24 protein-coding genes, 1 tRNA gene and 1 rRNA gene are annotated in these 25,812 nt (G+C 69.6%); 5 read left to right on the forward strand and 21 right to left on the reverse strand.

All coding sequences use genetic code 11. The features are described 5' to 3' along the window. Positions 1–21: 21 nt before the first annotated feature. Positions 22–95 (reverse strand) — tRNA-Pro (locus E3O23_RS09120). A 233-nt stretch (positions 96–328) separates the two neighbouring features. Between E3O23_RS09120 and E3O23_RS09130 the strand changes: the two genes are divergently transcribed. Continuing rightward, a complete protein-coding gene (locus tag E3O23_RS09130) occupies positions 329–928 on the forward strand; it encodes a GNAT family N-acetyltransferase (protein ID WP_134490297.1) in 600 nt (199 codons plus the stop codon). A gap of 76 nt (positions 929–1,004) precedes the next feature. Here E3O23_RS09130 and acs read toward each other — a convergent pair whose 3' ends face one another. The 3 genes from acs to E3O23_RS09145 are packed head-to-tail and all read right to left on the reverse strand — an operon-like array spanning position 1,005 to position 4,977. Beyond that, positions 1,005–2,993, reverse strand: coding sequence for an acetate--CoA ligase (acs, locus tag E3O23_RS09135; RefSeq protein ID WP_134490299.1), 1,989 nt, complete (start codon positions 2,991–2,993; stop codon positions 1,005–1,007). Further along, on the reverse strand, positions 2,993–4,609 hold the full coding sequence (locus tag E3O23_RS09140; protein ID WP_134490301.1) for a solute symporter family protein: 1,617 nt from the start codon (positions 4,607–4,609) through the stop codon (positions 2,993–2,995). Before E3O23_RS09140 ends, acs begins: the two co-directional genes overlap by 1 nt. Further along, entirely contained in the window at positions 4,606–4,977 is a 372-nt protein-coding gene (locus E3O23_RS09145; protein WP_134490303.1) for a DUF485 domain-containing protein, read from the reverse strand. The genes E3O23_RS09140 and E3O23_RS09145 overlap by 4 nt, the downstream gene beginning before the upstream one ends. Positions 4,978–5,166: 189 nt before the next feature. On the opposite strand from E3O23_RS09145, the gene E3O23_RS09150 reads away from it, so the two are divergent. The 4 genes from E3O23_RS09150 to E3O23_RS09165 all read left to right on the forward strand — a co-directional run bounded on the left by E3O23_RS09150 (position 5,167) and on the right by E3O23_RS09165 (position 9,085). Then, positions 5,167–6,360: a sensor histidine kinase gene (locus E3O23_RS09150; RefSeq protein ID WP_134490305.1), complete on the forward strand. Its 1,194-nt coding sequence runs from the start codon at positions 5,167–5,169 to the stop codon at positions 6,358–6,360. A gap of 48 nt (positions 6,361–6,408) precedes the next feature. Beyond that, entirely contained in the window at positions 6,409–7,131 is a 723-nt protein-coding gene (locus E3O23_RS09155) for a LytR/AlgR family response regulator transcription factor (RefSeq protein ID WP_134490307.1), read from the forward strand. An 80-nt stretch (positions 7,132–7,211) separates the two neighbouring features. Continuing rightward, on the forward strand, positions 7,212–7,607 hold the full coding sequence (locus tag E3O23_RS09160; RefSeq protein WP_134490335.1) for a DUF485 domain-containing protein: 396 nt from the start codon (positions 7,212–7,214) through the stop codon (positions 7,605–7,607). Next, positions 7,604–9,085, forward strand: a complete 1,482-nt coding sequence (locus tag E3O23_RS09165) for a sodium/solute symporter (RefSeq protein ID WP_134490309.1) — start codon at positions 7,604–7,606, stop codon at positions 9,083–9,085. Before E3O23_RS09160 ends, E3O23_RS09165 begins: the two co-directional genes overlap by 4 nt. Before the next feature lie 192 nt (positions 9,086–9,277). Here E3O23_RS09165 and der read toward each other — a convergent pair whose 3' ends face one another. The 17 genes from der to rrf all read right to left on the reverse strand — a co-directional run. After that, the gene (gene der, locus E3O23_RS09170) at positions 9,278–10,789 is read right to left on the reverse strand and encodes a ribosome biogenesis GTPase Der (protein ID WP_134490311.1); all 1,512 of its coding nucleotides are present in this window, start codon (positions 10,787–10,789) and stop codon (positions 9,278–9,280) included. Continuing rightward, positions 10,782–11,474 (reverse strand): (d)CMP kinase, encoded by a 693-nt coding sequence (gene cmk, locus E3O23_RS09175; protein WP_134490313.1) that lies wholly within the window; start codon positions 11,472–11,474, stop codon positions 10,782–10,784. The genes der and cmk overlap by 8 nt, the downstream gene beginning before the upstream one ends. 5 nt (positions 11,475–11,479) lie before the next feature. Continuing rightward, on the reverse strand, positions 11,480–12,562 hold the full coding sequence (locus E3O23_RS09180; RefSeq protein ID WP_134490315.1) for a prephenate dehydrogenase: 1,083 nt from the start codon (positions 12,560–12,562) through the stop codon (positions 11,480–11,482). Between the two features lie 19 nt (positions 12,563–12,581). After that, the gene (locus tag E3O23_RS09185; protein WP_241983407.1) at positions 12,582–13,313 is read right to left on the reverse strand and encodes a pseudouridine synthase; all 732 of its coding nucleotides are present in this window, start codon (positions 13,311–13,313) and stop codon (positions 12,582–12,584) included. Positions 13,314–13,408: 95 nt separating this feature from the next. Beyond that, complete coding sequence (scpB, locus tag E3O23_RS09190) at positions 13,409–14,068, reverse strand: SMC-Scp complex subunit ScpB (protein WP_134490319.1); 660 nt, start codon at positions 14,066–14,068, stop codon at positions 13,409–13,411. Further along, positions 14,058–14,882: a segregation and condensation protein A gene (locus tag E3O23_RS09195; protein WP_134490337.1), complete on the reverse strand. Its 825-nt coding sequence runs from the start codon at positions 14,880–14,882 to the stop codon at positions 14,058–14,060. The genes scpB and E3O23_RS09195 overlap by 11 nt, the downstream gene beginning before the upstream one ends. A gap of 159 nt (positions 14,883–15,041) precedes the next feature. Then, positions 15,042–15,929: a ParA family protein gene (locus tag E3O23_RS09200; protein WP_134490321.1), complete on the reverse strand. Its 888-nt coding sequence runs from the start codon at positions 15,927–15,929 to the stop codon at positions 15,042–15,044. A gap of 165 nt (positions 15,930–16,094) precedes the next feature. Continuing rightward, complete coding sequence (xerD, locus tag E3O23_RS09205) at positions 16,095–17,000, reverse strand: site-specific tyrosine recombinase XerD (protein WP_134490323.1); 906 nt, start codon at positions 16,998–17,000, stop codon at positions 16,095–16,097. Continuing rightward, on the reverse strand, positions 16,997–17,659 hold the full coding sequence (locus E3O23_RS18305) for an NUDIX domain-containing protein (protein WP_134490325.1): 663 nt from the start codon (positions 17,657–17,659) through the stop codon (positions 16,997–16,999). Before E3O23_RS18305 ends, xerD begins: the two co-directional genes overlap by 4 nt. After that, the gene (locus tag E3O23_RS09215) at positions 17,652–19,358 is read right to left on the reverse strand and encodes a CTP synthase (RefSeq protein WP_420897657.1); all 1,707 of its coding nucleotides are present in this window, start codon (positions 19,356–19,358) and stop codon (positions 17,652–17,654) included. Before E3O23_RS09215 ends, E3O23_RS18305 begins: the two co-directional genes overlap by 8 nt. A 31-nt stretch (positions 19,359–19,389) precedes the next feature. Further along, complete coding sequence (gene recN / locus E3O23_RS09220) at positions 19,390–21,084, reverse strand: DNA repair protein RecN (protein ID WP_134490327.1); 1,695 nt, start codon at positions 21,082–21,084, stop codon at positions 19,390–19,392. A 9-nt stretch (positions 21,085–21,093) separates the two neighbouring features. Next, positions 21,094–22,056, reverse strand: a complete 963-nt coding sequence (locus E3O23_RS09225) for an NAD kinase (RefSeq protein WP_174776618.1) — start codon at positions 22,054–22,056, stop codon at positions 21,094–21,096. Beyond that, complete coding sequence (locus tag E3O23_RS09230) at positions 22,020–22,820, reverse strand: TlyA family RNA methyltransferase (RefSeq protein ID WP_134490331.1); 801 nt, start codon at positions 22,818–22,820, stop codon at positions 22,020–22,022. The genes E3O23_RS09225 and E3O23_RS09230 overlap by 37 nt, the downstream gene beginning before the upstream one ends. Next, positions 22,817–22,981, reverse strand: a complete 165-nt coding sequence (locus E3O23_RS18130; RefSeq protein ID WP_166790469.1) for a hypothetical protein — start codon at positions 22,979–22,981, stop codon at positions 22,817–22,819. Before E3O23_RS18130 ends, E3O23_RS09230 begins: the two co-directional genes overlap by 4 nt. Positions 22,982–22,991: 10 nt before the next feature. Further along, the gene (locus tag E3O23_RS09235; RefSeq protein WP_241983405.1) at positions 22,992–24,023 is read right to left on the reverse strand and encodes an HAD-IIA family hydrolase; all 1,032 of its coding nucleotides are present in this window, start codon (positions 24,021–24,023) and stop codon (positions 22,992–22,994) included. Next, positions 23,998–24,840 (reverse strand): hypothetical protein, encoded by an 843-nt coding sequence (locus E3O23_RS09240; protein ID WP_174776619.1) that lies wholly within the window; start codon positions 24,838–24,840, stop codon positions 23,998–24,000. Before E3O23_RS09240 ends, E3O23_RS09235 begins: the two co-directional genes overlap by 26 nt. A gap of 885 nt (positions 24,841–25,725) precedes the next feature. After that, positions 25,726–25,812, reverse strand: a 5S ribosomal RNA gene (gene rrf / locus E3O23_RS09245); the annotation flags it as partial.

The following is a 25,812-nucleotide window of genomic DNA, read 5'->3' on the forward strand; positions in this document are numbered from 1 at the left end:
CTTCTCATCAGGGATTTTCTGTCGGGCTGACAGGATTTGAACCTGCGACCCCCTGACCCCCAGTCAGGTGCGCTACCAAGCTGCGCTACAGCCCGCGACATTGATTTTCAGTTATTTGGGCCGACCGGAGAGGGGTGAACCCCTTAACCCCCAGTCAGGTGCGCTACCAAGCTGCGCTACAGCCCGCCGAATCCGTGTGGGTTTCGGCGAACGAAACCTACAGGAGACAACTCGAATAGCTTACCGCCTTCGGGAGGGTGCCGCGGACGTGATGGGAATCCGCGAGGGGTGTCGACAGGCTCGACCACCGGCGGAGTAGCGTGATCGCATGCAGAGCGACACGGGAGTCAGGGTTGTCTCGGTTGCCGACGTGAGCTGGGACGACGTGCGTACGGTGTTCGGCACGCGGGGCGACCCGGCCGGGTGCTGGTGCCAGTACTTCAAACTGCCAAACGCGGAGTTCGAGTCGGCGACGAAAGAGGACTGCAGCGGGATGCTGCGGCAGCAGGTGAGCGCGAATGACCCGGCACCCGGGGTGATCGCGTACCTGGGCGATGAGCCAGTCGGGTGGTGCGCGGTGGAGCCGCGACCGAATTATCCGCGGCTGCGACGCGCGAAGGTCGTGACGGAAGGCAGTCGGCAGGACCCGGATGACGCATCCGTCTGGGCGGTGACGTGCTTTGTGGTGCGGGTGGGGTTCCGCAAGCGCGGGGTTGGCGGGGCGCTGCTGCGCGGGGCGGTTGACCAGGCGCGGGCGCTGGGGGCACGGGTGGTCGAGGGGTATCCGGTGGATACGGCGGAGCGGGTTGGCGCGCCATCGGCGGAGTTGTATCACGGGACGGTGTCGCTGTTTGTGAAGGCGGGGTTTGCGGTTGTGAGCCGGCCGACGCGGGATCGGGCGGTGGTGGAACTGGTGTTGCGGGGGTAGCGGGGGTAGCGGGGGTAGCGGGAATACACGGGTGGCGACGGACGCAATGCGCCCGCCGCCACTCTGAGCGAACGACCTAGGCGGTCGGAACGGCGGCCATGCTCGTCGCGATGGTGCGCATCGCCGAGGTGTCGGCCAGGGTTGCGACATCGCCAATGTCGCGGCCCTCGGCCACATCCCGGAGCAGCCGGCGCATGATCTTGCCCGACCGGGTCTTCGGCAGCTCCGGCACGACGAGGATCCGCTTCGGCCGGGCGATCGGCCCGATCTCCGCCACGACGTGGGCGCTCAGGCTCGCGATGATGGCATCGCGGTCGACGAGGTCGCCGTCGTTCCGGTCGCGGAGGATCACGAACGCCACGATCGACTGGCCGGTCGTCGGGTCCGAAGCCCCCACGACGGCGGACTCCGCCACGGCGGGGTGGGAGACGAGAGCCGACTCCACCTCCACCGTCGAGATCCGGTGGCCCGAGATGTTCATCACGTCGTCGACCCGGCCCAGCAGCCAGATGTCACCGTGCTCGTCGTACTTCGCCCCGTCCCCGGCGAAGTAGTAGCCCTGCGCCTTGAACCGGTCCCAGTAGACCTCCTGGGCGCGTTCCGGTTCGCCCCAAATGCCGCGCGACATCGCCGGCCACGGCTTGTCGATCACGAGGTAGCCGCCCTCGCCCGCCTCGACCTGCTGGCCGTGGTCGTCGACGATCTGCACCGAGATCCCGGGCAGGGCCACCTGCGCCGAGCCGGGCTTCGTCGCGGTGACCCCGGGCAGCGGCGTGATCATGATCGCGCCGGTTTCGGTCTGCCACCACGTGTCGACGATCGGTGTCGTGCACCGGCCGATGTGGGTGTGATACCACATCCACGCCTCCGGGTTGATCGGCTCCCCCACGCTGCCGAGCAGGCGCACCGACTCGAGGTTGTAGCCCTGGGGAATGTGCTCGCCCCACTTCATGAACGTGCGGATCAGCGTCGGCGCGATGTAGTAGATAGTCACGCCGTACTTCTCAATGATCTCGAAGTGCCGCCCCTCGTGCGGCGTGTTCGGCGTTCCCTCGTACATCACCTGGGTGGCGCGGTTGGCCAGCGGCCCGTAGACGATGTAGCTATGCCCGGTGATCCAGCCGACGTCGGCGCCGCACCAGTAGACATCCGTGTCGGGCTTGAGGTCGAAGACCACCCGGTGCGTGTACGCGACCTGGGTGAGGTACCCGCCCGAGGTGTGCAGGATCCCCTTGGGCTTACCGGTCGTGCCCGAGGTGTACAGGATGAACAGCGGATGCTCCGAGTCGAACGACTCCGGCTCGTGCTCGGGCGACTGGGAGGCGACGAACTCGTCCCACCAGAGGTCGCGCCCCTCCTGCATCGCGACCGGCTCCCCCACCCGCCGCACGACGAGAACCTTCTCCACGGTTTCGGCGCCCTCCAACGCCTCGTCGACATTCGCCTTCATCGGTGCGCCGGCCCCTCGCCGGTATTGCCCGTCTGACGTGATGACGACTCTCGCCTCGGCGTCGTCGACCCTGGCGCGCAGCGCTGCCGGCGAGAAACCGCCGAAGACGACGCTGTGCACGAGGCCCAGACGGGCACAGGCGAGCATGGAGACGACCGCTTCCGGGATCATCGGCAGCTGGATGACGACCCGGTCCCCCGCGACCAGGCCGAGCGAGCTGAGCGCGTTGGCCGCCCGGCTGACCTCGTCCTTGAGCTGGGCGTAGGTGATGTCGCGGGTGTCCCCCGGTTCCCCGACCCAGTGCAGCGCCACCTGCTCGCCGTGCCCCGACTCGACGTGACGGTCGACGCAGTTGTAGGCGACGTTGAGCTTGCCGCCGTGGAACCAGCGCGCGTTCGGCGGGTTCGACCAGTCGAGAACCTCGTCCCAGGGCTGCGTCCAGACGAGGTTCTCGGCCTGGGTGGCCCAGAAGTGCTCGCTGTCGCGGTCGGCGTGCTCGTAGTGCGAGGCGTCGGCGTTGGCCTGGGCCTGGAAGTGCTCGGTCGGCGCGAAGGTGCGCGCCACATCCGGCCCGTCCCGGGTGATCGATTCCCGCGTGATCGATTCGCTGGTCATCAGTGGTTCACCGCCTCCTTCTCGGCGCCGACACCGGTCAGTGACCGGACTTCCATTTCAGCCTGCTTGGCGATGTCGCGCGGGACCTTGTCCAGCACGGTGCCGAGCCAGCCCAGAATGAAGGCGAGCGGGATGGAGACAAGACCGGGGTTGCTCAGCGGGAAGATCGCGAAGTCCGCGCCGGGGATCATCGACGTTTCCGTGCCGGAGACGACGGGCGAGAGCGCGATCAGGATGATGGCCGAGGCCAGTCCGCCGTACATGCTCCACACGGCGCCCTGGGTGCTGAACTTCTTCCAGAACAGCGAGTACAGGATCGTCGGCAGGTTGGCCGAGGCCGCGACGGCGAACGCCAGGGCGACGAGGAAGGCCACATTCTGGCCGTTCGCGCCGATGCCGCCGATGATCGCGACGATGCCGATGATAATCACCGTGCGCCGGGCCACCTTGACCTCGTCCTCCGGACGGGCCTTGCCCTTCTTGAACACGCTCGCGTAGATGTCGTGGGCGAAGGATGCCGCGGCGGTGATGGTGAGGCCGGCCACAACGGCCAGGATCGTGGCGAAGGCAACGGCGGAGATCAGGCCGAGCAGCAGCGGACCGCCGAGCTCGAAGGCCAGCAGCGGAGCGGCCGAGTTGACCCCACCCGGGGAGGCCAGGATCCGGTCGGCACCGATGAGGGCCGCCGCGCCGTAGCCGAGCACGAGGGTGAAGATGTAGAACCCGCCGATGAGCCAGATCGCCCAGACCACCGAGCGGCGGGCTTCTTTGGCCGTCGGAACGGTGTAGAAGCGCATCAGCACGTGCGGCAGTGCCGCGGTGCCGAGCACCAGGGCCAGGGCCAGGGAGATGAAGTCGAGCTTGGTGACGTCGTTCAGGCCGTACTTCAGGCCCGGGTTCAGGATCTCGGGGTTGTTGGCCGTGGACACGGCGGCGTCGAGCAGGCTCGAGAAGTTGAAGCCGTGCAGGGCCAGGACCCAGACGGTCATCACGGCGGCACCGGCGATGAGCAGGACGGCCTTGATGATCTGCACCCAGGTCGTGCCCTTCATTCCGCCGATGAGCACGTAGACGATCATCAGGGCGCCGACCACGACGATCACCACGGACTGGCCGAGCTTGTCGTTGATGCCGAGCAGCAGCGCGACGAGCCCGCCTGCACCGGCCATCTGGGCGAGCAGGTAGAAGAAGCAGACCACCAGGGTGGTGATCGCGGCCGCGATGCGGACCGGACGCTGCTTCAGGCGGAAGGAGAGGACATCCGCCATCGTGTACTTGCCCGTGTTGCGCAGGAGCTCGGCAACCAGCAGCAGCGCGACGAGCCAGGCGACGAGGAAGCCGATCGAGTACATGAAGCCGTCGTAGCCGGTGATGGCGATCGCCCCGACGATGCCGAGGAATGAGGCGGCGGAGAGGTAGTCGCCGGCGATGGCGGTGCCGTTCTGGCCGCCGGTGAAGGAGCGGCCGGCCGCGTAGTAGTCGGCCGCGGTCTTGTTGTTGCGGCTGGCGCGGAGAACGATGATCAGCGTGATGGCGACGAACGCGCCGAAGATGCTGATGTTCAGGATCGGGTTACCGGGGGCTGAGGCCACCTCGGCGGCGAGGTGGATGTTCACTTGGACTCCTTCGTGGCAGCCGCGAGCGGGCCCTCGATCTCGTGGCGGATTTTCGAGGCGATCGGGTCAAGCCGGCGACCGGCGTAGCTGACGTACCAGGTCGTGATCGCGAACGTGCTGACGATCTGAGCCAGGCCGAGCAGCAGGCCGACGTTGACGCTGCCGAAGACCTTGATCGACATGAAGTCGTGGGCGTAGCCCGCGAGCAGCACGTAGGCGAAGTACCAGAGCAGGAAGGCGATGGCCAGGGGAAAGACGAAACTGCGATGACGTTTGCGCAGTTCCTGGAACTCTTCTGATTCCTGCACTTGGTGGAAGGTTTCCGCCGAAACGACGACTTCTTCCTCTTTCAGGGCGACATTGCCCATGATTTTCTCCTCAACATTGATAGAGCGTGCACGCAGACCGCTGGTTCTTGTGCGGTGCCGATTACTCTCCCCTACGGCGGCGCCCGTGCGGCCGTTCCGGACGCGTCCGAGCGACGAGCGGCGGTCAGCCTGCGCCGAACGGTGGGTTCCGCGCCCGTGTGCCCCGGCGCGGCGGTTAGGGTTGGCAGCATGCCCGAGTCGCAGCTGCTCGCCGTGGCCGTCATCGGCGTCCTCGTCATCACCCTGGCGATCGCGCTCGTCGGCGCCGTCGGGTTCCGGCTGCTGCGCTCCTGGCGGGAGCTCGGCACCGACGCCGAACGGGCCACCTACACGACGCTCCACTCCGCATCCCTGGCCGGCAAGCACCTGCGCAGCGGGCTGGAGCCCGTCGGCGCGGCGAAGGCCAGCAAGCATCTGCGCGGCCTGCTCGGCTGCGAGGCGGTGGCGATCACGGATGTCGCCGGCGTGCTCGCCTGGGACGGCGCCGGGGAAGCGCACAGGGACGGCGCCCTCGGGCTGGCCGCGAAGGTGCTCGCCACCGGCCGCACCCAGGTTTTCCGGGATGCCGGCACGCACCAGGCCGAACTGAAGGAGGCCGTGGTGGCCCCGATCCGGGCCGGATCGCGCATCGTGGGCGCGCTCGTCGCCTACGCGCCGCGGGCCAAGCCGGGCCTGGTTCGCGCCACGAGCGAGGTGGCGGACTGGGTCGCGGCGCAGGTCGAACTGGCCGAGCTGGAGTCCTCCCGCACGCTCCTGATGGAGGCCGAGGTGCGCGCCTTGCGGGCGCAGATCAGCCCGCACTTCATCTACAACTCGCTCAACGCCATCGCATCCTTCATCACCACCGACCCGGCCAAGGCGCGCGACCTGGTGCTCGAGTTCGCCGACTTCACCCGGTACTCGTTCCGCCGGCACGGCGATTTCACCACCGTCGCCGAGGAACTGCGCTGCATCGAGCACTACCTCAAGCTCGAACGCGCCCGCTTCGGCGACCGGCTGCAGGTCACCCTGACCATCGCGCCGGAGGTGCTGAGCACCGTGATTCCCTTCCTCAGCCTGCAGCCGCTGGTGGAGAACGCCGTGCGCCACGGGCTCGAGGACAAGGAGGGCATCGGCCGGATCGCGATCACCGCCCAGGACGCCGGGGCCTTCGTGGAGGTCACGATCGAGGACGACGGCGTCGGGATCGAACCGGAGCACCTGCGCGCGGTGCTCGCCGGGCACAGCGACAGTGACCACGTGGGGCTGCGGAACGTCGACTCGCGGCTGCGCCAGGTGTACGGCGACGACCACGGGCTGGTCGTCGACACGGCCCCCGGCGCGGGAACGCTGATCACCATGCGGGTGCCCAAGTCCCAGCCCCGGCCCGACCTCGGCTCCTGACCGATGTGCCCGGCGAACGATATGCCCCGTCACTGGCAGACTGACGGCATGATCACTGTGCTCATCGCCGATGACGAGCCGCCCGCGCTCGACGAGCTTGCCTTCCTGCTCGGCAAGGACGGGCGGGTCGGCACGATTCACCGCGCCTCGTCCGGATCGGAGGCCCTGCGCATCCTCGATCACGAACGCGTGGACGCGCTGTTCCTGGACATTCACATGCCCGGGCTGTCGGGCCTGGACATCGCCCGCGCCGTGTCGCGGGCCGGCAACTCCCCCGCCGTGGTCTTCGTCACCGCGGACGAGGAGCACGCCGTGAAGGCGTTCGACCTGGCCGCCGTCGACTACCTGCTCAAGCCGGTGCGCGCCGAACGGCTGGCCACCTCGGTCGGCCGGGTGATCGAGACGATGGCGATCGCCGAGACCGTCCCCGCCTCGGTGATCACCGTCGACGTCGGCGGCGTGAAGAAGATGATCCGCCGCGACGAGGTTCGCTACGTGCACGCCCAGGGCGACTACGCACGGCTGCACACCGAGGACGCGAGCCACCTCATCCGGGTTCCGCTTGCGGAGCTGGAGAAGCAGTGGGCGGATGCCGGGTTCCTGCGCATCCACCGGTCGTACCTGGTGTCGATGTCGCACGTCACGAAGGCGAACCTGGGCGCGGCGCAGCCGACGATCACCACGAACGGCGCCGAACTGCCGGTGAGCCGGCGGCACCTCCCCGCGCTCCGGGAGAAGCTCGAGGCCACGCGCATCCGGCCCTCCACATGAGCGCCAAGGACGAGGATCGGCTGAGCCCCGCGGACAGTCGAAGCCCCCAGGATCGACCGGGCCCCGCGAATCAGGATCGGCTGAACGCCGAGGATGCCCCCGGGAAGACGCCGCCGCGCCGGGTCAGGGTCACCGCGCCCAGGTCACAGGCCAGCCGGGCGCCGTCGGGCTATCCGGTGGCCCGGGAGGTCGCCGAGCAGTCCGAGGTGGGCCAGGTGTTCGTGCGCTCGCTCATCCGCTCTCAGCTCCGGCTCGCGGTGGTCGTCGCGGTCGGCTTCCTGCTCATCCTGCTGGCGTTTCCGCTGCTTCTGGCCTGGGTGCCCGGCATAGACCGGGCGGCGTTGCTCGGGGTGCCCTTCACCTGGCTGCTGCTCGGCGTCGGCGTCTACCCGCTGATCGGGCTGAGCGCCTGGCTGTACGTGCGCACCGCGTCGCGGAACGAGGCCCGGTACCTCGACCTCGTCGAGGACGAATGAACGCGGGGGTGGGCTACGCGGCCCTGATCGGCGTCTTCGCCGTGACCGCGGTGATCGGTTTCTTCGGGCTCCGGATCTCCCGCACCACCGAGGACTTCTACGTCGCCTCGCGCACGGTCCGGCCGTGGTGGAACGCCTCCGCAATCGGCGGCGAGTACCTCTCCGCGGCCAGTTTCCTCGGCGTCGCCGGGCTGATCCTGATCTCCGGGTCGGATGCCCTCTGGTTCCCGATCGGCTACACGGCCGGCTACCTGATGCTGCTGCTGTTCGTCGCGGCGCCGCTCCGCCGCTCGGGCGCGTACACGGTCCCGGACTTCACCGAGGCGCGGCTGGAGTCGGTGACGGCCCGGCGGGTGACCAGCGTGCTGGTGGTCATGGTCGGCTGGTTCTACATCGTCCCGCAGCTGCACGGCGCCGCGCTGACCATGAGCATCGCCACCGGGCTGCCATCCTGGGTCGGCGCCGTCGCGGTCGCCGTCGTCGTCTGCGTCACCGTGGTGACCGGCGGGATGCGGTCGATCACCTTCGTCCAGGCGTTCCAGTTCTGGCTCAAGCTCACCGCGATCGCCCTGCCCATCGTCTTCATCCTGATCGTGATGGGCAACACGGGGCTGTCGGTGCCGGCCGTCGCCGAGCCGTTCGCCGCCGACCCGGTCGCCTCCCCCGCCGGCGCGTACCGGAACATCTCGCTGGTCATCGCCCTGCTCTTCGGCACGCTGGGCCTGCCGCACGTGCTCGTGCGCTTCTACACGAACCCGGACGGCCCGTCGGCCCGGCGCACCACCCTGATCGTGCTCGGGCTGCTGTCCGTGTTCTACCTGTTCCCCACCCTGTACGGGGTCCTCGGGCGGGCCTTCACCCCCGACATCGCGACCGGCGGCACCCCGGATGCCCTGGTCCTGCTCCTGCCCGGCCGGCTGATCCCCGGGCTGGCCGGCGACGTGCTCACCGCCCTCGTCATCGCCGGGGCCTTCGCCGCGTTCCTCTCGACCACCTCGGGTCTCGTGGTCTCCGTCGCCGGGGTGATCAGCCAGGACGTGCTCGGCGGACGGGTGCGCGGCTTCCGCCTGGCCGCGGTCTTCTCCACCCTCGTGCCGCTCGTCGTTGCCCTGCTGACCGAGTCGATGCAACTGGCCGGCAGCGTCGGCCTGGTCTTCGCCTTCACCGCGTCGACGATCTGCCCGCTGCTGCTGCTCGGCATCTGGTGGCGCGGGCTGACCGACGCGGGCGCCATCGCCGGGATGCTGGCCGGCGCCGCGCTCTGCGGCGGCTCGATCCTGCTCGGCCGGGCGCTCGGGCCCGGCGCCGGGCCGATGGCGGACTTCCTGGCGCAGCCCGCTGCCTGGAGCGTGCCGGCCGCCTTCGCCGTGATGATCGGGGTCTCGCTGCTCACCAGGAACCGGCGGCCCGCCGGCATCACGAAAATCATGACCCGCCTGCACGCGCCCGAGCGCCCGCAGGCGGCCCCCACCCGCTGACTCTCGCGCCCCGGTGCTCTTCGGCGAGAATCGCCGTTTCTGCCGACAGTCGCCAGTGGAACGGGGATTCTCGGCAGAAACGGGGATTCTCGGCGGTCTTGGCCTCGACGAGCTCGACCTCCGGCGCGGGGGCGGGGACGCGAAACGCGCGCGACCCGAAGGGCGCGCGCGTTTCGCGTGGAGAAGAACGTCCTAGCGCTTGCGCTTCTCGCGCACGCGCATGCTGAGGTTGATCGGGCTTCCCTCGAAGCCCCAGATCTCGCGCAGGCGACGCTGGATGTAGCGGCGGTAACCCGGGTCGAGGAACCCGGTGGTGAACACCACGAAGGTCGGCGGACGGCTCGAAGCCTGGGTGCCGAACAGGATGCGGGGCTGCTTGCCGCCACGCACGGGGTGCGGATGCGCTGCGGCGAGCTCGGCGAGGAAGGCATTGAACTTGCCGGTGGGCACGCGGGTGTCCCACGACTCGAGCGCGAGCTCGAGGGCCGGGACGAGCTTCTCCATGTGGCGGCCGGTCTTGGCGGAGATGTTCACCCGCGGGGCCCAGGATACGTGCGCGAGGTCCTGCTCGATCTCCCGCTCGAGGTAGCGGCGACGGTCGTCGTCGATCTGGTCCCACTTGTTGAAGGCGAGCACGAGGGCGCGGCCGGACTCGAGCACGAGGTCGATCACGCGCACGTCCTGCTCGCTGATCACCTCGGTCACGTCGATCAGCACGACGGCGACTTCGGCCTTTTCCAGCGCGGCGCTGGTGCGCAGCGAGGCGTAGAAGTCGGCGCCCTGCGAGAGGTGCACGCGGCGACGGATGCCGGCGGTGTCGACGAAGCGCCACACCTTGCCGCCGAGTTCGACCTGCTCGTCGACCGGGTCGCGGGTCGTGCCGGCGAGGGCGTTGACGACGACGCGCTCTTCGCCGACGACCTTGTTCAGCAGGCTCGACTTGCCCACATTCGGGCGGCCGAGGATGGCGACGCGGCGAGGCCCGCCGACCTCCTGCTTGGCGACGTTGGAGATCTCGGGGAGTTCCTTGAGGATCGCGTCGAGCAGGTCGGCGACGCCGCGACCGTGCAGGGCCGACACCGGCCACGGCTGGCCGAGGCCGAGGGCCCACAGGCTGGCCGCTTCGGGCTCCTGGCGGATGTCGTCGACCTTGTTGGCGATGAGGAAGACCGGCTTGCCGGACTTCCGCAGCATCCGCACGACGGCCTCGTCGGTCGAGGTGGGGCCGACGTTGGAGTCGACGACGAACATCACCAGGTCGCACAGGTCGATCGCGACCTCGGCCTGGGCGGCGACGGAGGCGTCGATGCCGCGGGCGTCGGGCTCCCAGCCGCCGGTGTCGACGAGGCTGAACTTGCGTTCGTTCCACTCGCCCTTGTAGGTGACGCGGTCACGCGTCACACCGGGGGTGTCCTCGACGACGGCTTCACGGCGGCCGAGGATACGGTTGACCAGTGCCGACTTGCCCACGTTCGGGCGGCCGACGATGGCGATGACCGGCAGGGCCGGAAGGTACTGAATTGCGTCGGGGTCTTCCGTCGCGTTCTCGAGGACCTCGAAGTCTTCCTCGTCGAGTTCGTAGTCGTTCAGGCCGCTGCGGAGCGCGGAGGCGCGCTGCGACGCAAGGTCTTCATCGAGGTTGGACAGTCGGGATGCGAGTTCGCTGTCAAGCTCGGGGATCGCGTCGTCAATATTGTTAGTCATGCGAGTTCCTCGCGGTACGTGTGTTGATGACCTCGATGACCGCGTCTACGGTCTGCTCGAAGTCGAGATGGGTGGAATCGACGGTCGTCACACCGTCTGCGGCGCTCATAAAATCGACAACCTGCGAGTCAGCGCGATCCCTCGATCGCAACGCCTCCGCCACGGTATCGGCCGATTCGGTCGGTAATTCCGCAGAGCGCCTACCCATTCTAGCCTCCTCGGATGCCGTGAGCAGGATCCGGACCTCGGCCTCGGGCGCGACGATGGTCGTGATGTCCCGTCCCTCGACAACGATCCCGGGCCGGTTCACGTCCCGGGCGATGCCGCGGAACAGCTCGGTGAGGTGCGTGCGCACCTCGGGGATGCGCGCGACGGCGCTCACCGCGGCCGATACGGCGGGCTCGCGGATGGCGTCGGTCACGTCCATCTCGCCGACCGTGACGGCGGAGGCATCCGGGTCGGTGCCGATGGAATAGTCGAAGTCGGCCAGCTCCGCGATGACCGCGTCGGCGTCGCTCGTGTCGACCTTGCGCTCGAGCACCAGCCAGGCCAGGGCCCGGTAGGCGGCGCCGGTGTCGAGGTAGCCGAAGCCGAGGCGGCGGGCGGCGGCCCGGCTCACGCTGGACTTGCCGCTGCCGGCGGGCCCGTCGATGGCGACAAAGGTGGGGAAGGCGTGACGGCCCATGTAGGTTAACCAGCAATCCGCCAGCCGCGGGCGGCCAGCTCTTCGGTGAGGCGGGAGACGGCCTCAGGGAGAACGGAAATTTCGGCGAGGCCCAGCTGCGCGCCGGGCGAGTGCTCGAGCCGGAGGTCTTCGAGGTTGACCCCGACCTCGCCGATCTCGGCCAGCAGGCGGGCGAGCTGGCCGGGGGTGTCGTCGACCATGACGATCATCGACACGAAGCGGCGGTCCTGGCCGTGCTTGCCGGGCAGCCGGGCCACGCCGGCGTTGCCGCCGGCGAGCTCCTCGGCGAGCTTCCGGCGGGCGCCGGGCGCGGCCGGGTCGGCGAGGGCGTCGATGAACCGGTCGAGGTCGTCGCGGTAGGCGATCAGGATGTCCCGCACCGGCTTCGCGTTCGCGCCAAGGATCTGCACCCACAGCTCCGGGTCGCTGGCCGCGACCCGGGTCACGTCGCGCAGGCCCTGCCCGGCGAGGTTGAGCGAGGAGGCCGCGGCATCCGTGAGCCGGCGGGCCATCAGGGTCGATACGACCTGGGGCACGTGGGAGACCAGCGCGACGCCGCGGTCGTGGTCCTCCGCGGTCATCTCGACGATGGTCGCGCCGAGGTCGAGGATGAGGTCGTCGATCGCGGTGGCCTGCTGGTAGGTGATCGCGTCGTGCCCGGCGACCACCCAGGGCCGCCCGATGAAGAGGTCGGCGCGGCCGGCCAGGGGCCCGCCGCGTTCGCGGCCGGCCAGCGGGTGGGTGCCGATGTAGCGGGAGACGTCGGCGCCGCTCGCGCGGAGGTCCTCGAGCACGGCCAGCTTGACGCTGGCGACATCCGTGACGATGGCGCCCGGGAAGGAGGCCAGTTCGCGCGCGACGATCTCGGCCGTCACGTCCGGCGGCACGCAGACGACGACCAGCTGAGGTGCGTCGCCGGCGGCGGCGGCCCGGCCGGCGCCGTAGTCGACGGCGATGCTGAGGTTGGTCGGCGACGCGTCGGCGAGGATGACCTCGATCCCCCGGTTGCGCAGGCCCAGGCCGATGCTGGTTCCGAGCAGTCCGACGCCGACGATGCGCACGGGCCCGACTAGGCGACTCTCGACCACGTGCCGACTCCTGACTTCGTTATTTGGTGCCGGCGGCGTCCCGGCTGCCGGCCCGCGACACGGTGAGCAACTCGCCGAGTTCAACTTTAGTGAGTTCGCGCACGTCGCCGGCGCGGAGCGTGCCGAGGTGCAGCGGGCCGAACTGGCGGCGGACGAGGTCGACGACCGGGTGGCCGACGGCCTCCAGCATGCGCCGCACGATGCGGTTGCGGCCGGAGTGCAGGGTGAGTTCGACGAGGCTGAAGCCGTCGCCGGGAGGGCTCGCGAGGATCCGGGCCTTGTCGGCCTTGATCGGGCCGTCGTCGAGCTCGATGCCGGTCTGCAGCTGTCCGATCGTCTGCGCGGAGACCCGGCCCTCGACCTTGGCGATGTAGGTCTTCGAGACGCCGAACGACGGGTGCGCGAGCACGTGCGCGAGGTCGCCGTCGTTGGTGAGGATCAGCAGGCCGGAGGTCTGCGCGTCGAGGCGGCCGACGTTGAAGAGGCGTTCCTCGAACTGCTCGGTGAACTCGCGCAGGTCGGGGCGGCCGCTTTCGTCCTGCATCGACGAGACGACGCCGACGGGCTTGTTCAGCATGATGTAGCGGCGGCTGGTGTCCAGCTGCACGGCGACGTTGTCGACGGCGACCTGGTCGGTCTCCGGGTGGATGCGCCGGCCGAGCTCGGTGACGACCCTGCCGTTGACGCGCACCCGGCCGGAGGTGATCAGGTCCTCGGAGACGCGACGGGAGGCGACGCCGGCGGAGGCCATGACCTTCTGCAGGCGGACTCCGTCGGCCGCGGCATCAGGGTTGCCCGCGGCATCCGGGTTGCCCGCGAAGTCAGGGGTTCCCTCGTGGTCGGTTGTCATCTCAAGTCCTCGAATCCTTCTGCGCCGTCGGCGAGCAACGGCGAAATGTGTGGCAACTCGTCGAGCGAGTTGATCCCAAGCTGGGTGAGCAGCAGGTCGGTGGTGCCGTAGTTGATGGCTCCGGTCTCACTGTCGGTGAAGGCCTCGGTGATCAGGCCGCGACCCAGGAGGGTGCGTACGACCGAGTCCACGTTAACCGCCCTGATTGAGGCTACCGCGCCGCGGCTGATTGGTTGCTTATAGGCGATCACGGCCAGGGTCTCCAGCGCGGCCTGGGAGAGGCGGCTGGGGTTCTGGATGAGCACGAAGTCGGCGACGATCGGGTCGTATTCGGCGCGCACGTAGATCCGCCAGCCGCCGGCGACCTCGCGCAGCTCGAAGCCGCGCCGAACCGTGCCGCCAGTGCCTGTGCCGTCGAAGTCGGCGACGAGCCGGGCGACGGCCGCGCTCACCTCCTTCAGCGGGCGGTCGACCGCCGTCGCCAGGTGGATCAGGCCCTGCGGCTCGTCGGCGACCATGAGGATCGCCTCGAGCTGGCGGTCGATCACGGCGGTGTCGGCCTGCGCGGTGTCGGCCTGCGCGGTGTTGGCCTGCGCGGTGTCGGCCTGCGCGGTGTCGGCCTGCGCGGTGTCAGTTGCCTGGGTGTCAGTTGTCATAGTCGGCTCCGAGGTTGGCGAGGGTTTCTTCGGACCAGGACTCCGCGCTCCAGCGCAGGTTGAGCTCGCCCAGCGGCTCGAGCTGGTCGAACGAGATGGCGCCGCGCCGGTACAGCTCGAGCACGGCGAGGAAACGGGCGATCACGACGCCCTTCTGCCCGGCGCCCACGATCAGCTGCCGGAACGAGACGGTCTCCCCCGCCCGGAGGACCGCCACGACGTAGGCGGCCTGTTCCCGGATGCTCACCAGCGGCGCGTGCAGGTGGTCGAGTCCCACGGTGGGCAGTTCGCGCGGGGTGAGGGCCAGCGCCGCGAGGGCGGCGAAGTCGTCGGCGGAGAGGGTCCAGACCAGTTCGGGCGTCTGCTTGCGGTACTTCTCCTCGAGGCGCACCGAGCGCAGGTGCCGGGAGGATTCCTCCTCCATCCGGCCGAGGAACCAGGCCGAGGCGGTCTTGAAGGCGCGGTACTGCAGCAGCCGGGCGAAGAGCAGGTCGCGGGCCTCGAGCAGGGCCACGTCCTCGGCGTCGACGAGTTCGCCCTGGGGCAGGAGCCCGGCGACCTTGAGGTCGAGCAGGGTGGCCGCTACGACGAGGAACTCGGTGGCCTGGTCGAGCTCCTCCGTGGCATCCAGCCCGCGCAGGTAGGAGATGAACTCGTCGGTGACCCGGCTGAGCGAGATGTCGGTGATGTCCAGCTCGTGCTTGCTGATCAGCGAGAGCAGGAGGTCGAACGGGCCCTCGAAGTTGCCGAGGGCAACCGAGAATGCGGGCGCTGCAGCCGGGTTAGGCGGGACGGCCGTTGTCGCCGGGACAATTCGCGACTGCCGAGATTCTTCGTCCACGGGGGTCAAACCGGCCCGTTCGGAACGATGCGCGGGTCGTGCGCCGCTTCGCGGGAGATGTGCCACGCGCGGAACGGCGTACCACCCGCGCAGCTCGAATTCTCCAGCTCGCCGGCCTGTGAAAGAGCCGGGTTAGGCGACGGCGCCACGGACGATCAGTTCCCGCGCGACCTGCATGTAGGCCTTGGCGGCGGGGTGCTCCGGCGCGAAGTCGGTGATCGGCACGCCGGCGACGCTGGCATCCGGGAACTTCACCGTGCGGCCGATGACGGTCTCGAGCACGCGGTCGCCGAACGCGTCGACGACGCGCTCGAGCACCTCGCGGGAGTGCAGGGTGCGCGAGTCGAACATGGTGGCGAGGATGCCGTCGAGCTCGATGGCCGGGTTGAGGCGGTCGCGAACCTTGTCGATGGTCTCGATCAGGAGCGCGACGCCGCGCAGGGCGAAGAACTCGCACTCGAGCGGGATGAGCACGCCGTGGCTGGCGGTGAGCGCGTTGACGGTGAGGATGCCGAGCGAGGGCTGGCAGTCGATCAGGATGACGTCGTAGTCCGCGGACACCTTGCGGAGCACCCGGGCGAGGATCTGCTCGCGCGCGACCTCGTTGACGAGGTGCACCTCGGCGGCGGAGAGGTCGATGTTGGCGGGGATGATGTCGAGACCCTCGACCGCGGTCTGCTGGATCGCGATCGACGGGTCTTTGGACCCGCTGAGCAGCAGGTCGTAGATGGTGGGGACGTCGTGGGTGGGCACGCCGAGGCCGGCGGACAGGGCGCCCTGCGGGTCGAAGTCGATGGCGAGCACGCGGCGGCCGTAGCCGGCGAGGGCCGCGCCCAGGTTGATGGTCGTCGTCGTCTTGCCGACGCCGCCCTTCTGGTTGCAGAGGGAGATGATCCGGGCCGGACCGTGGCTCTTCAGGGGTCGGGGTTCGTCGAAGTCCTGCTTCGGCCTCCCGGTGGGGCCGAGCGGTACTTCGTCGAAACCGGCCAGTCGTGTCCGGTCAGTCTGCGTACTCGCCACTGAAATGTCCTCGATCCGTCCTGCGCCACTCACTTGCTCGATTGTAGCGAGGGAAACGCGCGCAATCGGTCAGGATCGCCGCTTCCCCGCGTCTCCACCCCCGCGAAACCGCAGTTGTGCGCGCTAAGAGGCACGAATGGCGCGCACAACTGCGGTTTCGCGGGGTCAGCGGGCGCGGGGGTGGGCGGTGGTGTACATGTCGCGGAGGGTGTCGGCGGTGACGAGCGTGTAGATCTGGGTGGTCGCCACCGAGGAATGGCCGAGGAGTTCCTGCACGACGCGCACGTCGGCGCCGCCGGCGAGCAGGTGGGTGGCGAAGGAGTGCCGGAGGGTGTGCGGCGACACCTCCACCTCGAGGCCCGCGCGCACGGCGGCGGCCCGGATGATCAGCCACGCGTTCTGCCGGCTCACCCGCTGGCCACGGATGCCGAGGAAGAGCGCGGGCGTGGACTTCCCGCGTGCCGAGAGCAACGGCCTGGCCCGCACGAGGTACGCGTCCATGGCCGCGCGGGCGTAACTGCCCACGGGCACGATGCGCTGCTTGTCGCCCTTGCCGGTCAGCCGCACGACCTCCTCGTCCAGCACGTCGTCGACGTTGAGGTTGATGACCTCGGACACCCGGGCGCCGGTGGCGTAGAGCATCTCGAGCAGGGCCTTGTCGCGCAGCTGCTGCACGTCCTCGCCGTCGGTCGCGGCGAGGAGCGCGGCGACCTGGTCGATCGAGATTGCCTTTGGCAGCCTCGAGCCGAGCTTCGGCGGTTTCGTGTCGTGGGCGACATCGATCTCGACGACCGATTCCTCGAGCAGGAACCGGTGCAGGCTCCGCACCGTCGACAGCATCCGCGCGATCGAGGAGGCCGTCAGCGGCGACTCCTCGCGCTGCCCCAGGTACCGCACGAACTCGGACACGTGCCCGCTCGTCACGTCCCGCAACTCGGTCAGCTCCCGCTCGGCCAGCCACGCCGTGTAGACGGCCAGGTCGCGGCGGTAGGCGGCCACCGTGTTGGCGGCGAGCCCGCGCTCGATCGAGACGTGCCGCAGGAACAAGTCCACAGCCGTCCCGGCGCTCACGAGCCGGCGATTCCGTTCGACGGATGCCGCGGCCAGGGCGTGTCCGCCGGGGCCAGGCTGGCCCAGCCGCGCGAACGCGAGGCCTGTGCCGCGAGCACGCCGAGGGCGAGCGAGGGGTTCTGCACCCGGCGGGCGAGCACGGCGTCGACGCACTCGTCGAGCGGCACCCAGCGGAGCTCCATGTCGGCTTCCTCGTCGGTGCGGTCGAAGGCGTCCTCGAGCACGGTCAGCCCGCGGGCCAGGTAGATCCGGATGGCCTCGCTGCTGCCGCCCGGCGAGGTGTAGAACTCGGCGAGCACGCTCCAGTCGGTGGCCGCGATGTCGGTTTCCTCGGCCAGTTCGCGCCCCGCCGCGACGGCCGGGTTCTCGCCCGGTTCGTCGAGCAGCCCGGCCGGCAGCTCCCATTCGCGCATCCGTACCGGGTGCCGGTACTGCTTGATCAGCAGCACCCGGTCGTGGTCGTCGATCGCCAGGACCGCGACGGCCCCGGGGTGGTCGACGTATTCGCGGGTGATCGCCGAACCGTTGTAGCCGAACCGGTCGCGGCGCACACCCCAGACCCGGCCGTCGAAGACGAGTTCGCTGCCGGAGACCGCCGCGTCGACCGGTTCATCCTCCAGCGGAGGGTGACCGGTCGGAAGCCCGGAGGCCTCAGGCATCTTCCTTCACTTCGAACAGGCGGCTGGCCTGCTGGCGGTCCAGGGCCGCGCCGATGAGTCCGCGGAAAAGGGGGTGCGCCTTGCTCGGCCGGGAGCGCAGCTCGGGGTGCGCCTGGGTACCCACGTAGAACGGGTGCTCCTCACGCTTGAGCTCGACGTACTCGACGAGGTGGCGGTCGGGCGACGTTCCGGAGAACCAGAGTCCGGCATCCGAGATCTGCTCGCGGTACGCGTTGTTGACCTCGTAGCGGTGGCGGTGGCGCTCCGAGGCCTCGGCTGCGCCGTACATCTCCTCGACCAGGGAGCCCGCGGCCAGCTTGGCCGGGTAGAGGCCGAGGCGCATGGTGCCGCCCAGGTCGCCGCCGGCGATGATCTCGACCTGCTCTTCCATGGTCGCGATCACCGGGAACTCGGTGTCGATGTCGAACTCAGACGAGGATGCCCCGGCGAGGCCGGCCTTGTTGCGCGCGTACTCGATGACCATGCACTGCAGGCCGAGGCAGAGGCCCAGCGTGGGGATCCCGTTTTCGCGGGCGAAGCGCAGGGCGCCCAGCTTGCCCTCGATGCCGCGCACGCCGAAGCCGCCGGGCACGAGGATGCCGTCGAGCTCGCCGAGCATGCGTGACGCGCCCTCTTCGGTCTCGCACTCGTCGGAGGGGATCCAGTTGATCTTGACCTTGGTCTGGTGGGCGAAGCCGCCGGCACGCAGCGCCTCGGTCACCGATAGGTAGGCGTCGGGCAGGTCGATGTATTTGCCGACCAGGCCGATGGTGACCTCGTGCTTGGGCTCGCGCACCGCGTCGAGCACCTTCTGCCAGGCCGACCAGTCCACGTCTTCCGCGGGGAGGTCGAGCTTGTCGATGATGTACGCGTCCAGGCCCTGGTCGTGCAGCATGGTCGGGATCTCGTAGATGCTCGGCACGTCGATGGCGTTGACCACGGCGTCCTCATCGACGTCGCACATGAGCGCGATCTTCCGCTTGTTCGATTCGGAGACTGGGCGGTCGCTGCGCAGCACGAGGGCATCCGGCTGGATGCCGATCGAGCGGAGGGCGGCGACGGAGTGCTGGGTGGGCTTGGTCTTCTGCTCGCCGGACGCGGCCATGAACGGCACGAGCGACACGTGCACGAAGAAGACGTTCTTCCGGCCGAGTTCGTGGCGCACCTGGCGGGCCGCCTCGATGAACGGCTGGGACTCGATGTCGCCGACCGTGCCGCCGATCTCGGTGATGATCACGTGCGGACGCGGCTCGTCGCCGGCCTGGAGGCGCATCCGGCGCTTGATCTCGTCGGTGATGTGCGGGATGACCTGCACGGTGTCGCCGAGGTATTCGCCGCGGCGTTCCTTGGCGATTACCTGCGAGTAGACCTGGCCGGTCGTGACGTTCGCGGCCTGGTTGAGGTTGATGTCGAGGAATCGCTCGTAGTGGCCGATGTCGAGGTCGGTTTCGGCGCCGTCGTCCGTGACGAAGACCTCACCGTGCTGGAACGGGTTCATCGTGCCGGGGTCGACGTTGAGGTACGGGTCCAGCTTCTGCATGACGACCCGCAGTCCGCGAGCCGTGAGGAGATTGCCGAGGCTTGCCGCCGTCAGGCCCTTGCCCAAAGAAGAAACGACACCTCCGGTCACAAAGATGTGCTTGACAGCTTTGTTAAGGTCGATGTCGTCTGAATTGTCCGCGTTAATTATGTCCACCACGGGCTTTGATCCTATCAGTTGGAAATGGCGTTCAGCGGGCTTGGGCGAGCGAGATGAGTTCCCGGGCGTGTTCGAGCCCGCTGGCGGAGTCCGGCAGGCCGGAGAGCAGCCGGGCCATTTCCGCCGCCCGTTCGTCGCCATGCAGCTGGCGGACGCTGCTCGCGGTGACGGCGCCGTCGCTGCCCTTGACGACGCTGAGGTGGTTGTCGGCGAACGCGGCCACCTGCGCGAGGTGGGTCACGACGATCACCTGTGAGGTTTCCGCGAGCCTGGCGAGTCGCCGCCCGATCTCGATGGCCGCGGCCCCGCCCACGCCCGCGTCGACCTCGTCGAAGACGAACGTCGGCACCGGGTCGGCCTGGTTGATGACCACTTCGATCGCGAGCATCACCCGGGACAGTTCGCCGCCGGATGCCCCGCGGGCCAGGGCCCGAGGCTCGGCGCCGGCGTGCGGCTGCAGCAGGATCTTCACGAGGTCGCGCCCGGTCGCGGTGAACTCGTCGCGGCTGTCGATCTCGACGACCAGGACCGCGTCGGGCATGGCGAGGGCGCCGAGTTCGATGGTGACGGCCGCGCCGAGTGCGGCGGCGGCGGCCCGGCGGATGGCGGTGAGCCGGTCGGCCAGTTCCTGGACGAGGCGACGGTCGGCATCCGCGTCGTTGCTGAGCAGTTCGATCCGGTCGGAGTCGCTGTCGAGTTCGACGAGCCGGGCGCTGCCGGTGTCCAGGAACTCGATCGCCTCGTCGATGCCTCCGGCGTACTTGCGGGCGAGGCCGATCAGCTCGGCCCGGCGTTCCTGAACGATCTCGAGTTCTCGGGCGCCGTCGGCGTCGAGGCCGGCGAGGTAGCTGGAGAGCCGGCCGGCGATGTCGGCGACCAGGAACCCGGCGTCGGCCAGCGCCTCGACCAGGGGCGGCAGTGCGGGGTCGTGCTCGGCGGCCCTGTCGAGCCGGCGGCGGGCGTATTCGAGCAGGGCGACCACGTCGGGCGCCCCGTCGGTGCTCTCCTCGGCGGAGAGGTGTTCCCGGGCCTCGGCCGCGGCCAGGCGCAGGTCTTCGAGGTTGCCGAGGCGTTCGGCACGGGCGCCGAGCTCGGCGTCCTCGCCCGGCTGCGGGGCGATGGCTTCGATTTCGGCGATCGCGGAGCGCAGCTCGTCGGCTTCGAGCGCCCGGAGCGCCTGCTCGGCCACGAGGCGGTCGAGCTCGTCCCGGTTGGCCTGCCAGCGGTGGAAGGCGTGCTGGTAGAGCCCGAGCGTTTCGGTCAGGTCGGCGCCGGCGTAGCGGTCGAGCGCGGCGCGCTGGGCGACGGATGACCGCAGGCGCACCTGGTCGGACTGGCCGTGCACGACGACGAGGTCTCCCCCGAGGTCGCCGAGCACGGCGGCCGGGGCGCTGCGGCCGCCGACGACGGCCCGGCTTCGGCCCTCGGCGGACACGGAGCGGCCGAGGATGAGTTCGGGTCCGTCGAGGTCTCCCCCGGCGTCGCGGACGCGCTCGGCGACGGCGCCGTCGGGCTCGACGAGCCAGCGTCCCTCGACCCAGCTCTGGGCCTGACCCTGGCGCACGGTGCCGGCATCGGCTCGTTCGCCCAGCAGGAGGCCGAGCGCGGTGACGACCATGGTCTTGCCCGCGCCGGTTTCGCCGGTCACGGCGGTGAAACCCGGGCCGAGCGGCAGGGTCGCCTCGGCGATGACGCCGAGGTCCCTGATGAAGAGTTCCTCGATCATGCGACGCGTCTATTCACGGCCGACCGGGCCCCGCCAGCCCGTGACGGGCAGGTTGAACTTGTTGACCAGTCGGTCGGTGAACGGGCCGCTGTGCAGCCGGGCCAGGCGCACCGGCACCGGGGAGCGCCGCACGACGACCCGGGCGCCGGGCGGCAGGTCGTGCGTGCGTCGTCCGTCGGCGTAGAGCACCGCGGATCCCGGCGTGCGGGCCAGGATCTCGACGGCGAGGGAGGAGTCCGGTCCGACCACGAGCGGCCGGGCGAAGAGAGCGTGGGCGCTGAGCGGCACCAGCAGCAGGGCGTCGAGGCTCGGCCAGACGACGGGGCCGCCGGCGGAGAACGAGTAGGCCGTGGACCCGGTGGGCGTCGACATGACCACCCCGTCGCAGCCGAAGGAGGAGAGCGGTCGGCCGTCGACCTCGATGACGACCTCGAGCATCCGTTCGCGGCTGGCCTTCTCGACGGTGGCTTCGTTGAGCGCCCAGGTTTCGTAGACCACGTCGTCGTCGACCTTGACCCGCACGGCCAGGGTCATGCGCTCTTCGACGAGGTAGTCGCGGGACAGCGCCCGGCGCACGGCTTCGCCGAGGTCGTCGCGTTCGCTTTCGGCCAGGAAGCCGACATGGCCGAGGTTGATCCCGAGCAGCGGCGCCGAGCATCCGCGGGCGACCTCCGCGGCGCGCAGGATCGTGCCGTCGCCGCCCAGCACGATGACGAGTTCGAGGTCGGTGAGCTTGACCGTGTCGCCGAGGATGGCGACGTGCCCGTCGAGGGACGGCGCGGAGGCGAGCAGGTCCGCCTGCTCGTCGCGGGCCAGTACCGGAACGGCGCCGGCGGCGAGGAGCTGTTCGCAGACCGTGACCGCGGCCGCGAGGGAATCCCGGCGGCCGGTGTGGGCGACGACGAGGATGTTGCGTGGCGGTGCAGTCACAATGCTCACGCTCCCACCAGGGCCGGTATCCGGTCCATCCATTCTGTCGGATTGCTGCCCGATTTCGTGGTCATCCAGCAGAGGTACTCGTGATTGCCCGCGGTGCCGGCGATCGGCGAGGCGATCAGTCCGTTGGTGCGGAGGCCCAGGTCCCAGCCGGCCCAGAGCACGCCGGAGACGGCATCCGCCCGGAGCCCGGGGTCGTGCACGATGCCCTCGCGGATGCCGCCGCGGCCCACCTCGAACTGCGGCTTGACCAGCAGCACGAAATCGGCGCCGGGCTCGGCCGTCGCCACCAGCGCGGGCAGCACGTGGGTGAGGGAGATGAAGGAGAGGTCGGCGACGACCAGGCTGGGCCGCTCGGCCACACTGGAGGCCGCGGCGACGTTCTCCGGGGTGGCGTTCTTCACGTTGAAGCCCTCGACGAGCGAGAGCCTGGGCTCGAGCGCCAGCTGCGGGGCGAGCTGGCCGTGGCCGACGTCGACGGCGATGACCTGCGCGGCGCCGCGTTCGAGCAGCACCTGGCTGAACCCGCCGGTCGACGCGCCGGCATCGAGCACGGTGCGGCCGGTGACGTCGAGGCCGAACGCGTCGAGGGCCGCGATGAGCTTGTGGGCGCCGCGGCTGACGTAGTGGTCGGTCGCCGCGACCTCGATGACCTGGTTGTCCCTGACCTTGGCGGATGCCTTGACGGCCGGTTTGCCGTCCACCGTGACGAGTCCGTCGGCGATGACCCGCGCCGCGACCGTGCGCGAACGCACCAGCCCGCGCTCGGCGAGGGCGGCGTCGAGCCGCTGCTCGGTCATCCGGCCACCCTGGGCGGAACGTCCCCGCCCTCGAGGCCTTCGCGCAGCTGCTCGTGCAGCTGCCCGTAGGCGGCGGCGCGTGATTCCAGCGGCTGCCCCTCGATCACGGCGAGGGTGGAGACGAGTGCGTCGTCCAGCGGTGTCTCGTCCTCGGTATTCACGTTTCCTAGGCTATCGGTCGAGATAGAGACGCTCCGGAACATTGAGGCCGTAGATCGGGCGGCCGGACTTCCAGATCACGGCGCAGGCGGCGCGGAGCAGGTTGATCCCGTCGTCACCGTCGGCGACGATCTCCACCTCGGCGCCGCGGATGCGCACCGTGGCCCCGTCGACCGTCGCCGAGGATCCGTCGCGGGAGAACCGGGTCTCCGGGTACGGTTCATGCAGCTGCCGGAGGTCGTCGAGGATGAAGGTGGGCCGGGATGTGGCGTCGGCCGCGAGCACCTGCTTGGCCTTGTCGATTCCGGTGAGCACGAGCGCCGAGGGGATCTCCGCCCGGTTGGCGCCGAGGATGTCGGTGTCGAGGCGGTCGCCGATGAACAGCGCGCGCCTGGCCTGGAACCGGTCGACGGCTTCGACGAAGATGGCCACCTCGGGCTTGCCGGCCACGATCGGCAGCCGGCCGACCGCGGTGTGCACGGCGGAGACGAGGGTCCCGTTGCCGGGGGCGATCCCCCGGGCCACCGGGATGGTCCAGTCGGTGTTCGTCGCGATCCACGGGATCGCCGAGCCATCGGCGGCGGGGTGCAGCGCGAAGGATGCCTCGGCGAGCTGGGTCCAGCCGACGTCCGGGGAGAATCCCTGCACGACGGCGGCCGGGGAGTCGTCCGCCGAGCGGGTGACGACGAAGCCGGCCTTCTCGACCTCGGAGACGAGTCCTTCGCCGCCGACGACGAGAATGCGGGACCCCGCGGGAGCCTGGTCGGCGAGGAGCCGGACCGCTGCCTGGGGCGAGGTGACGACATCCGTCGCCGCCACCCTGAGGCCGAGTTCGGTCAGGTGGTCGGCCACGGACTGGTCGGTGCGGGCCGCGTTGTTCGTGATGTAGCCGACGCGCAGGGTTTCGGCCGCACGGTTGAGGCTCTCGACGGCATGCGGGATCGCCTTCGGGCCGGCGTAGACGACGCCGTCAAGGTCGGCGAGCACGACGTCGACGCCGGTGAGCGGCGTCGCCGTACTAATCTTTCGCCGCTTCGTCAGCAACGGCGGCCGAGCCCTCGTCGGTGGTCGAGCCGTCGGTGGTCGAGCCTGTCGAGACCTCGTCGATCTTGGCGTAGTCCTCGTCCTCGTCCTCGTCGATCTCGATGATCTCCATCGTCTCGTCCGGCTGGTCGCCGGCCGTGCCGAGGGCCGCGTCCGCGCGGGCGGCACGTTCCTGCCAGGTCACGGCCTCTTCTTCGCGGCCGAGTTCCTCGAGCACCTCGGCGTAGGCCGAGAAGAGCTCGGGGCTGTAGGAGAACGCCTTCTTCGGGTCGAGCTGCGGGATCTCGAGCTCGCTCAGCGCGGCCTCGGCCTCGCCGAGGTCCAGGCGTGCGCCGGACATGGCGATGGCCAGCGCGACCTGCACGGATGCCGGAAGGGTGCTGCGATCGACCGAACGGCCCAGTTCCAGCGCGCGGTCGGGACGACCCACGCCACGTTCGCTGTCCACCATGAGGGGCAGCTGGTCGTTGGAGCCGGAGATGCGGCGGTAGGTGCGCAGTTCGCGCAGCGCCAGGGCGAAGTCACCGGTGGCGTAGGCCGTGATGGCGAGGCTTTCGCGGACGACGGCGATCCGGCCGGCTCGACGGGCCGCCGACAGCACGTGCCGGTGCGCGAGTTCGGGGTCCTCGTCGATGACGCGGGCCGCCATGGCCAGGTGCCGGCCGACGGCCTCGGCGTTGTCCTTGGTCAGGGTCTTCAGTTCGTTGCGGGCGATCCGGTCGAGGTCCTGCGACGTCACGTCGTCGGGCAACTCGGGGTCGTCGTGGCGAGGACGAACGGCGCGCAGCTCGCGCTGCATCCGCTGTTCTTCGGTCATCTCCTCTTCGACGGCGCGAGCGTCGCGGTCACCGCGGGCGGGGGCGCCTTCGCGGGTCCAGAGCTTTTTTCCGGCGTCGCGCGGGGCGCCGGCACGGGTCGGTGAACCGCCGCGTGCGCCCCACTCCTTGCGTTCGCCGGTTCGGGGAGCCGAGTCGCGGCGCGGGCGCTCGGACGAAGCACCATCCTTGGCCCAGGGCTTGCGCTCACCATCACGCGACTGCGCGGGACGGTCCGAGTTGCCCCGGTAGGCGGGGCGGTCGCCGCCCTGCTGGGGACGATCGGAGTTGCCGCGGTAGGGGGCACGTTCGCCATCCTTGGCCCACGGCTTGCGCTCACCATCACGCGACTGCGCGGGACGGTCCGAGTTACCACGATACGGGGCACGCTCGCCATCCTTCGCCCACGGCTTGCGCTCACCATCACGCGACTGCGCGGGACGGTCCGAGTTACCACGGTAGGGAGGACGCTCACCATCGCGCTGGGGACGATCGCTGTTGCCACGATAGGGAGGACGCTCACCATCACGCGACTGCGCGGGACGGTCGGAATTGCCACGGTACGGAGGACGCTCGCCTCCCTGCTGCGGACGATCGCTGTTGCCACGGTACGGAGGACGCTCGCCGTCACGCTGCGGACGATCGGAATTGGCACGGTACGGAGGACGTGCGCCGTCCTGGCGCGGTCGGTCCGACCGACCCTGGTGGCCCCCGCTGGAGCGACGCTCGTCGCGGCCGCCGTCGCGTGATTCGTTGCCGTGCGATCCTGAAGGGCTCACTGTGTCTCCTGTGTAATTGTGCCTGGTCATTTCGACCGGCTGTTCAAGCGTAACTTAACGCAAAATGGCCACCCTGTGAGGTGGCCATTTTGTTTGTTTCTAAGTTAAGTCCGGCGGTGTCCTACTCTCCCACAGGGTCCCCCCTGCAGTACCATCGGCGCAAAGAGTCTTAGCTTCCGGGTTCGGAATGAGACC

Origin of the sequence: Cryobacterium tagatosivorans, from assembly GCF_004402215.1 — a bacterium.
Taxonomy (GTDB): domain Bacteria; phylum Actinomycetota; class Actinomycetes; order Actinomycetales; family Microbacteriaceae; genus Cryobacterium; species Cryobacterium tagatosivorans.

Coding starts and splice junctions, on each gene's coding strand:
- E3O23_RS09130 (WP_134490297.1), top strand. CDS start 329: ATGCAGAGCGACACGGGAGTCAGGGTTGTCTCGGTTGCCGACGTGAGC.
- acs (WP_134490299.1), bottom strand. CDS start 2,993: ATGACCAGCGAATCGATCACGCGGGAATCGATCACCCGGGACGGGCCG.
- E3O23_RS09145 (WP_134490303.1), bottom strand. CDS start 4,977: ATGGGCAATGTCGCCCTGAAAGAGGAAGAAGTCGTCGTTTCGGCGGAA.
- E3O23_RS09150 (WP_134490305.1), top strand. CDS start 5,167: ATGCCCGAGTCGCAGCTGCTCGCCGTGGCCGTCATCGGCGTCCTCGTC.
- E3O23_RS09155 (WP_134490307.1), top strand. CDS start 6,409: ATGATCACTGTGCTCATCGCCGATGACGAGCCGCCCGCGCTCGACGAG.
- E3O23_RS09165 (WP_134490309.1), top strand. CDS start 7,604: ATGAACGCGGGGGTGGGCTACGCGGCCCTGATCGGCGTCTTCGCCGTG.
- der (WP_134490311.1), bottom strand. CDS start 10,789: ATGACTAACAATATTGACGACGCGATCCCCGAGCTTGACAGCGAACTC.
- cmk (WP_134490313.1), bottom strand. CDS start 11,474: ATGGGCCGTCACGCCTTCCCCACCTTTGTCGCCATCGACGGGCCCGCC.
- E3O23_RS09185 (WP_241983407.1), bottom strand. CDS start 13,313: ATGGCCTCCGCCGGCGTCGCCTCCCGTCGCGTCTCCGAGGACCTGATC.
- scpB (WP_134490319.1), bottom strand. CDS start 14,068: ATGACAACTGACACCCAGGCAACTGACACCGCGCAGGCCGACACCGCG.
- E3O23_RS18305 (WP_134490325.1), bottom strand. CDS start 17,659: ATGCCTGAGGCCTCCGGGCTTCCGACCGGTCACCCTCCGCTGGAGGAT.
- recN (WP_134490327.1), bottom strand. CDS start 21,084: ATGATCGAGGAACTCTTCATCAGGGACCTCGGCGTCATCGCCGAGGCG.
- E3O23_RS09225 (WP_174776618.1), bottom strand. CDS start 22,056: ATGGATGGACCGGATACCGGCCCTGGTGGGAGCGTGAGCATTGTGACT.
- E3O23_RS09230 (WP_134490331.1), bottom strand. CDS start 22,820: ATGACCGAGCAGCGGCTCGACGCCGCCCTCGCCGAGCGCGGGCTGGTG.
- E3O23_RS09240 (WP_174776619.1), bottom strand. CDS start 24,840: ATGACCGAAGAACAGCGGATGCAGCGCGAGCTGCGCGCCGTTCGTCCT.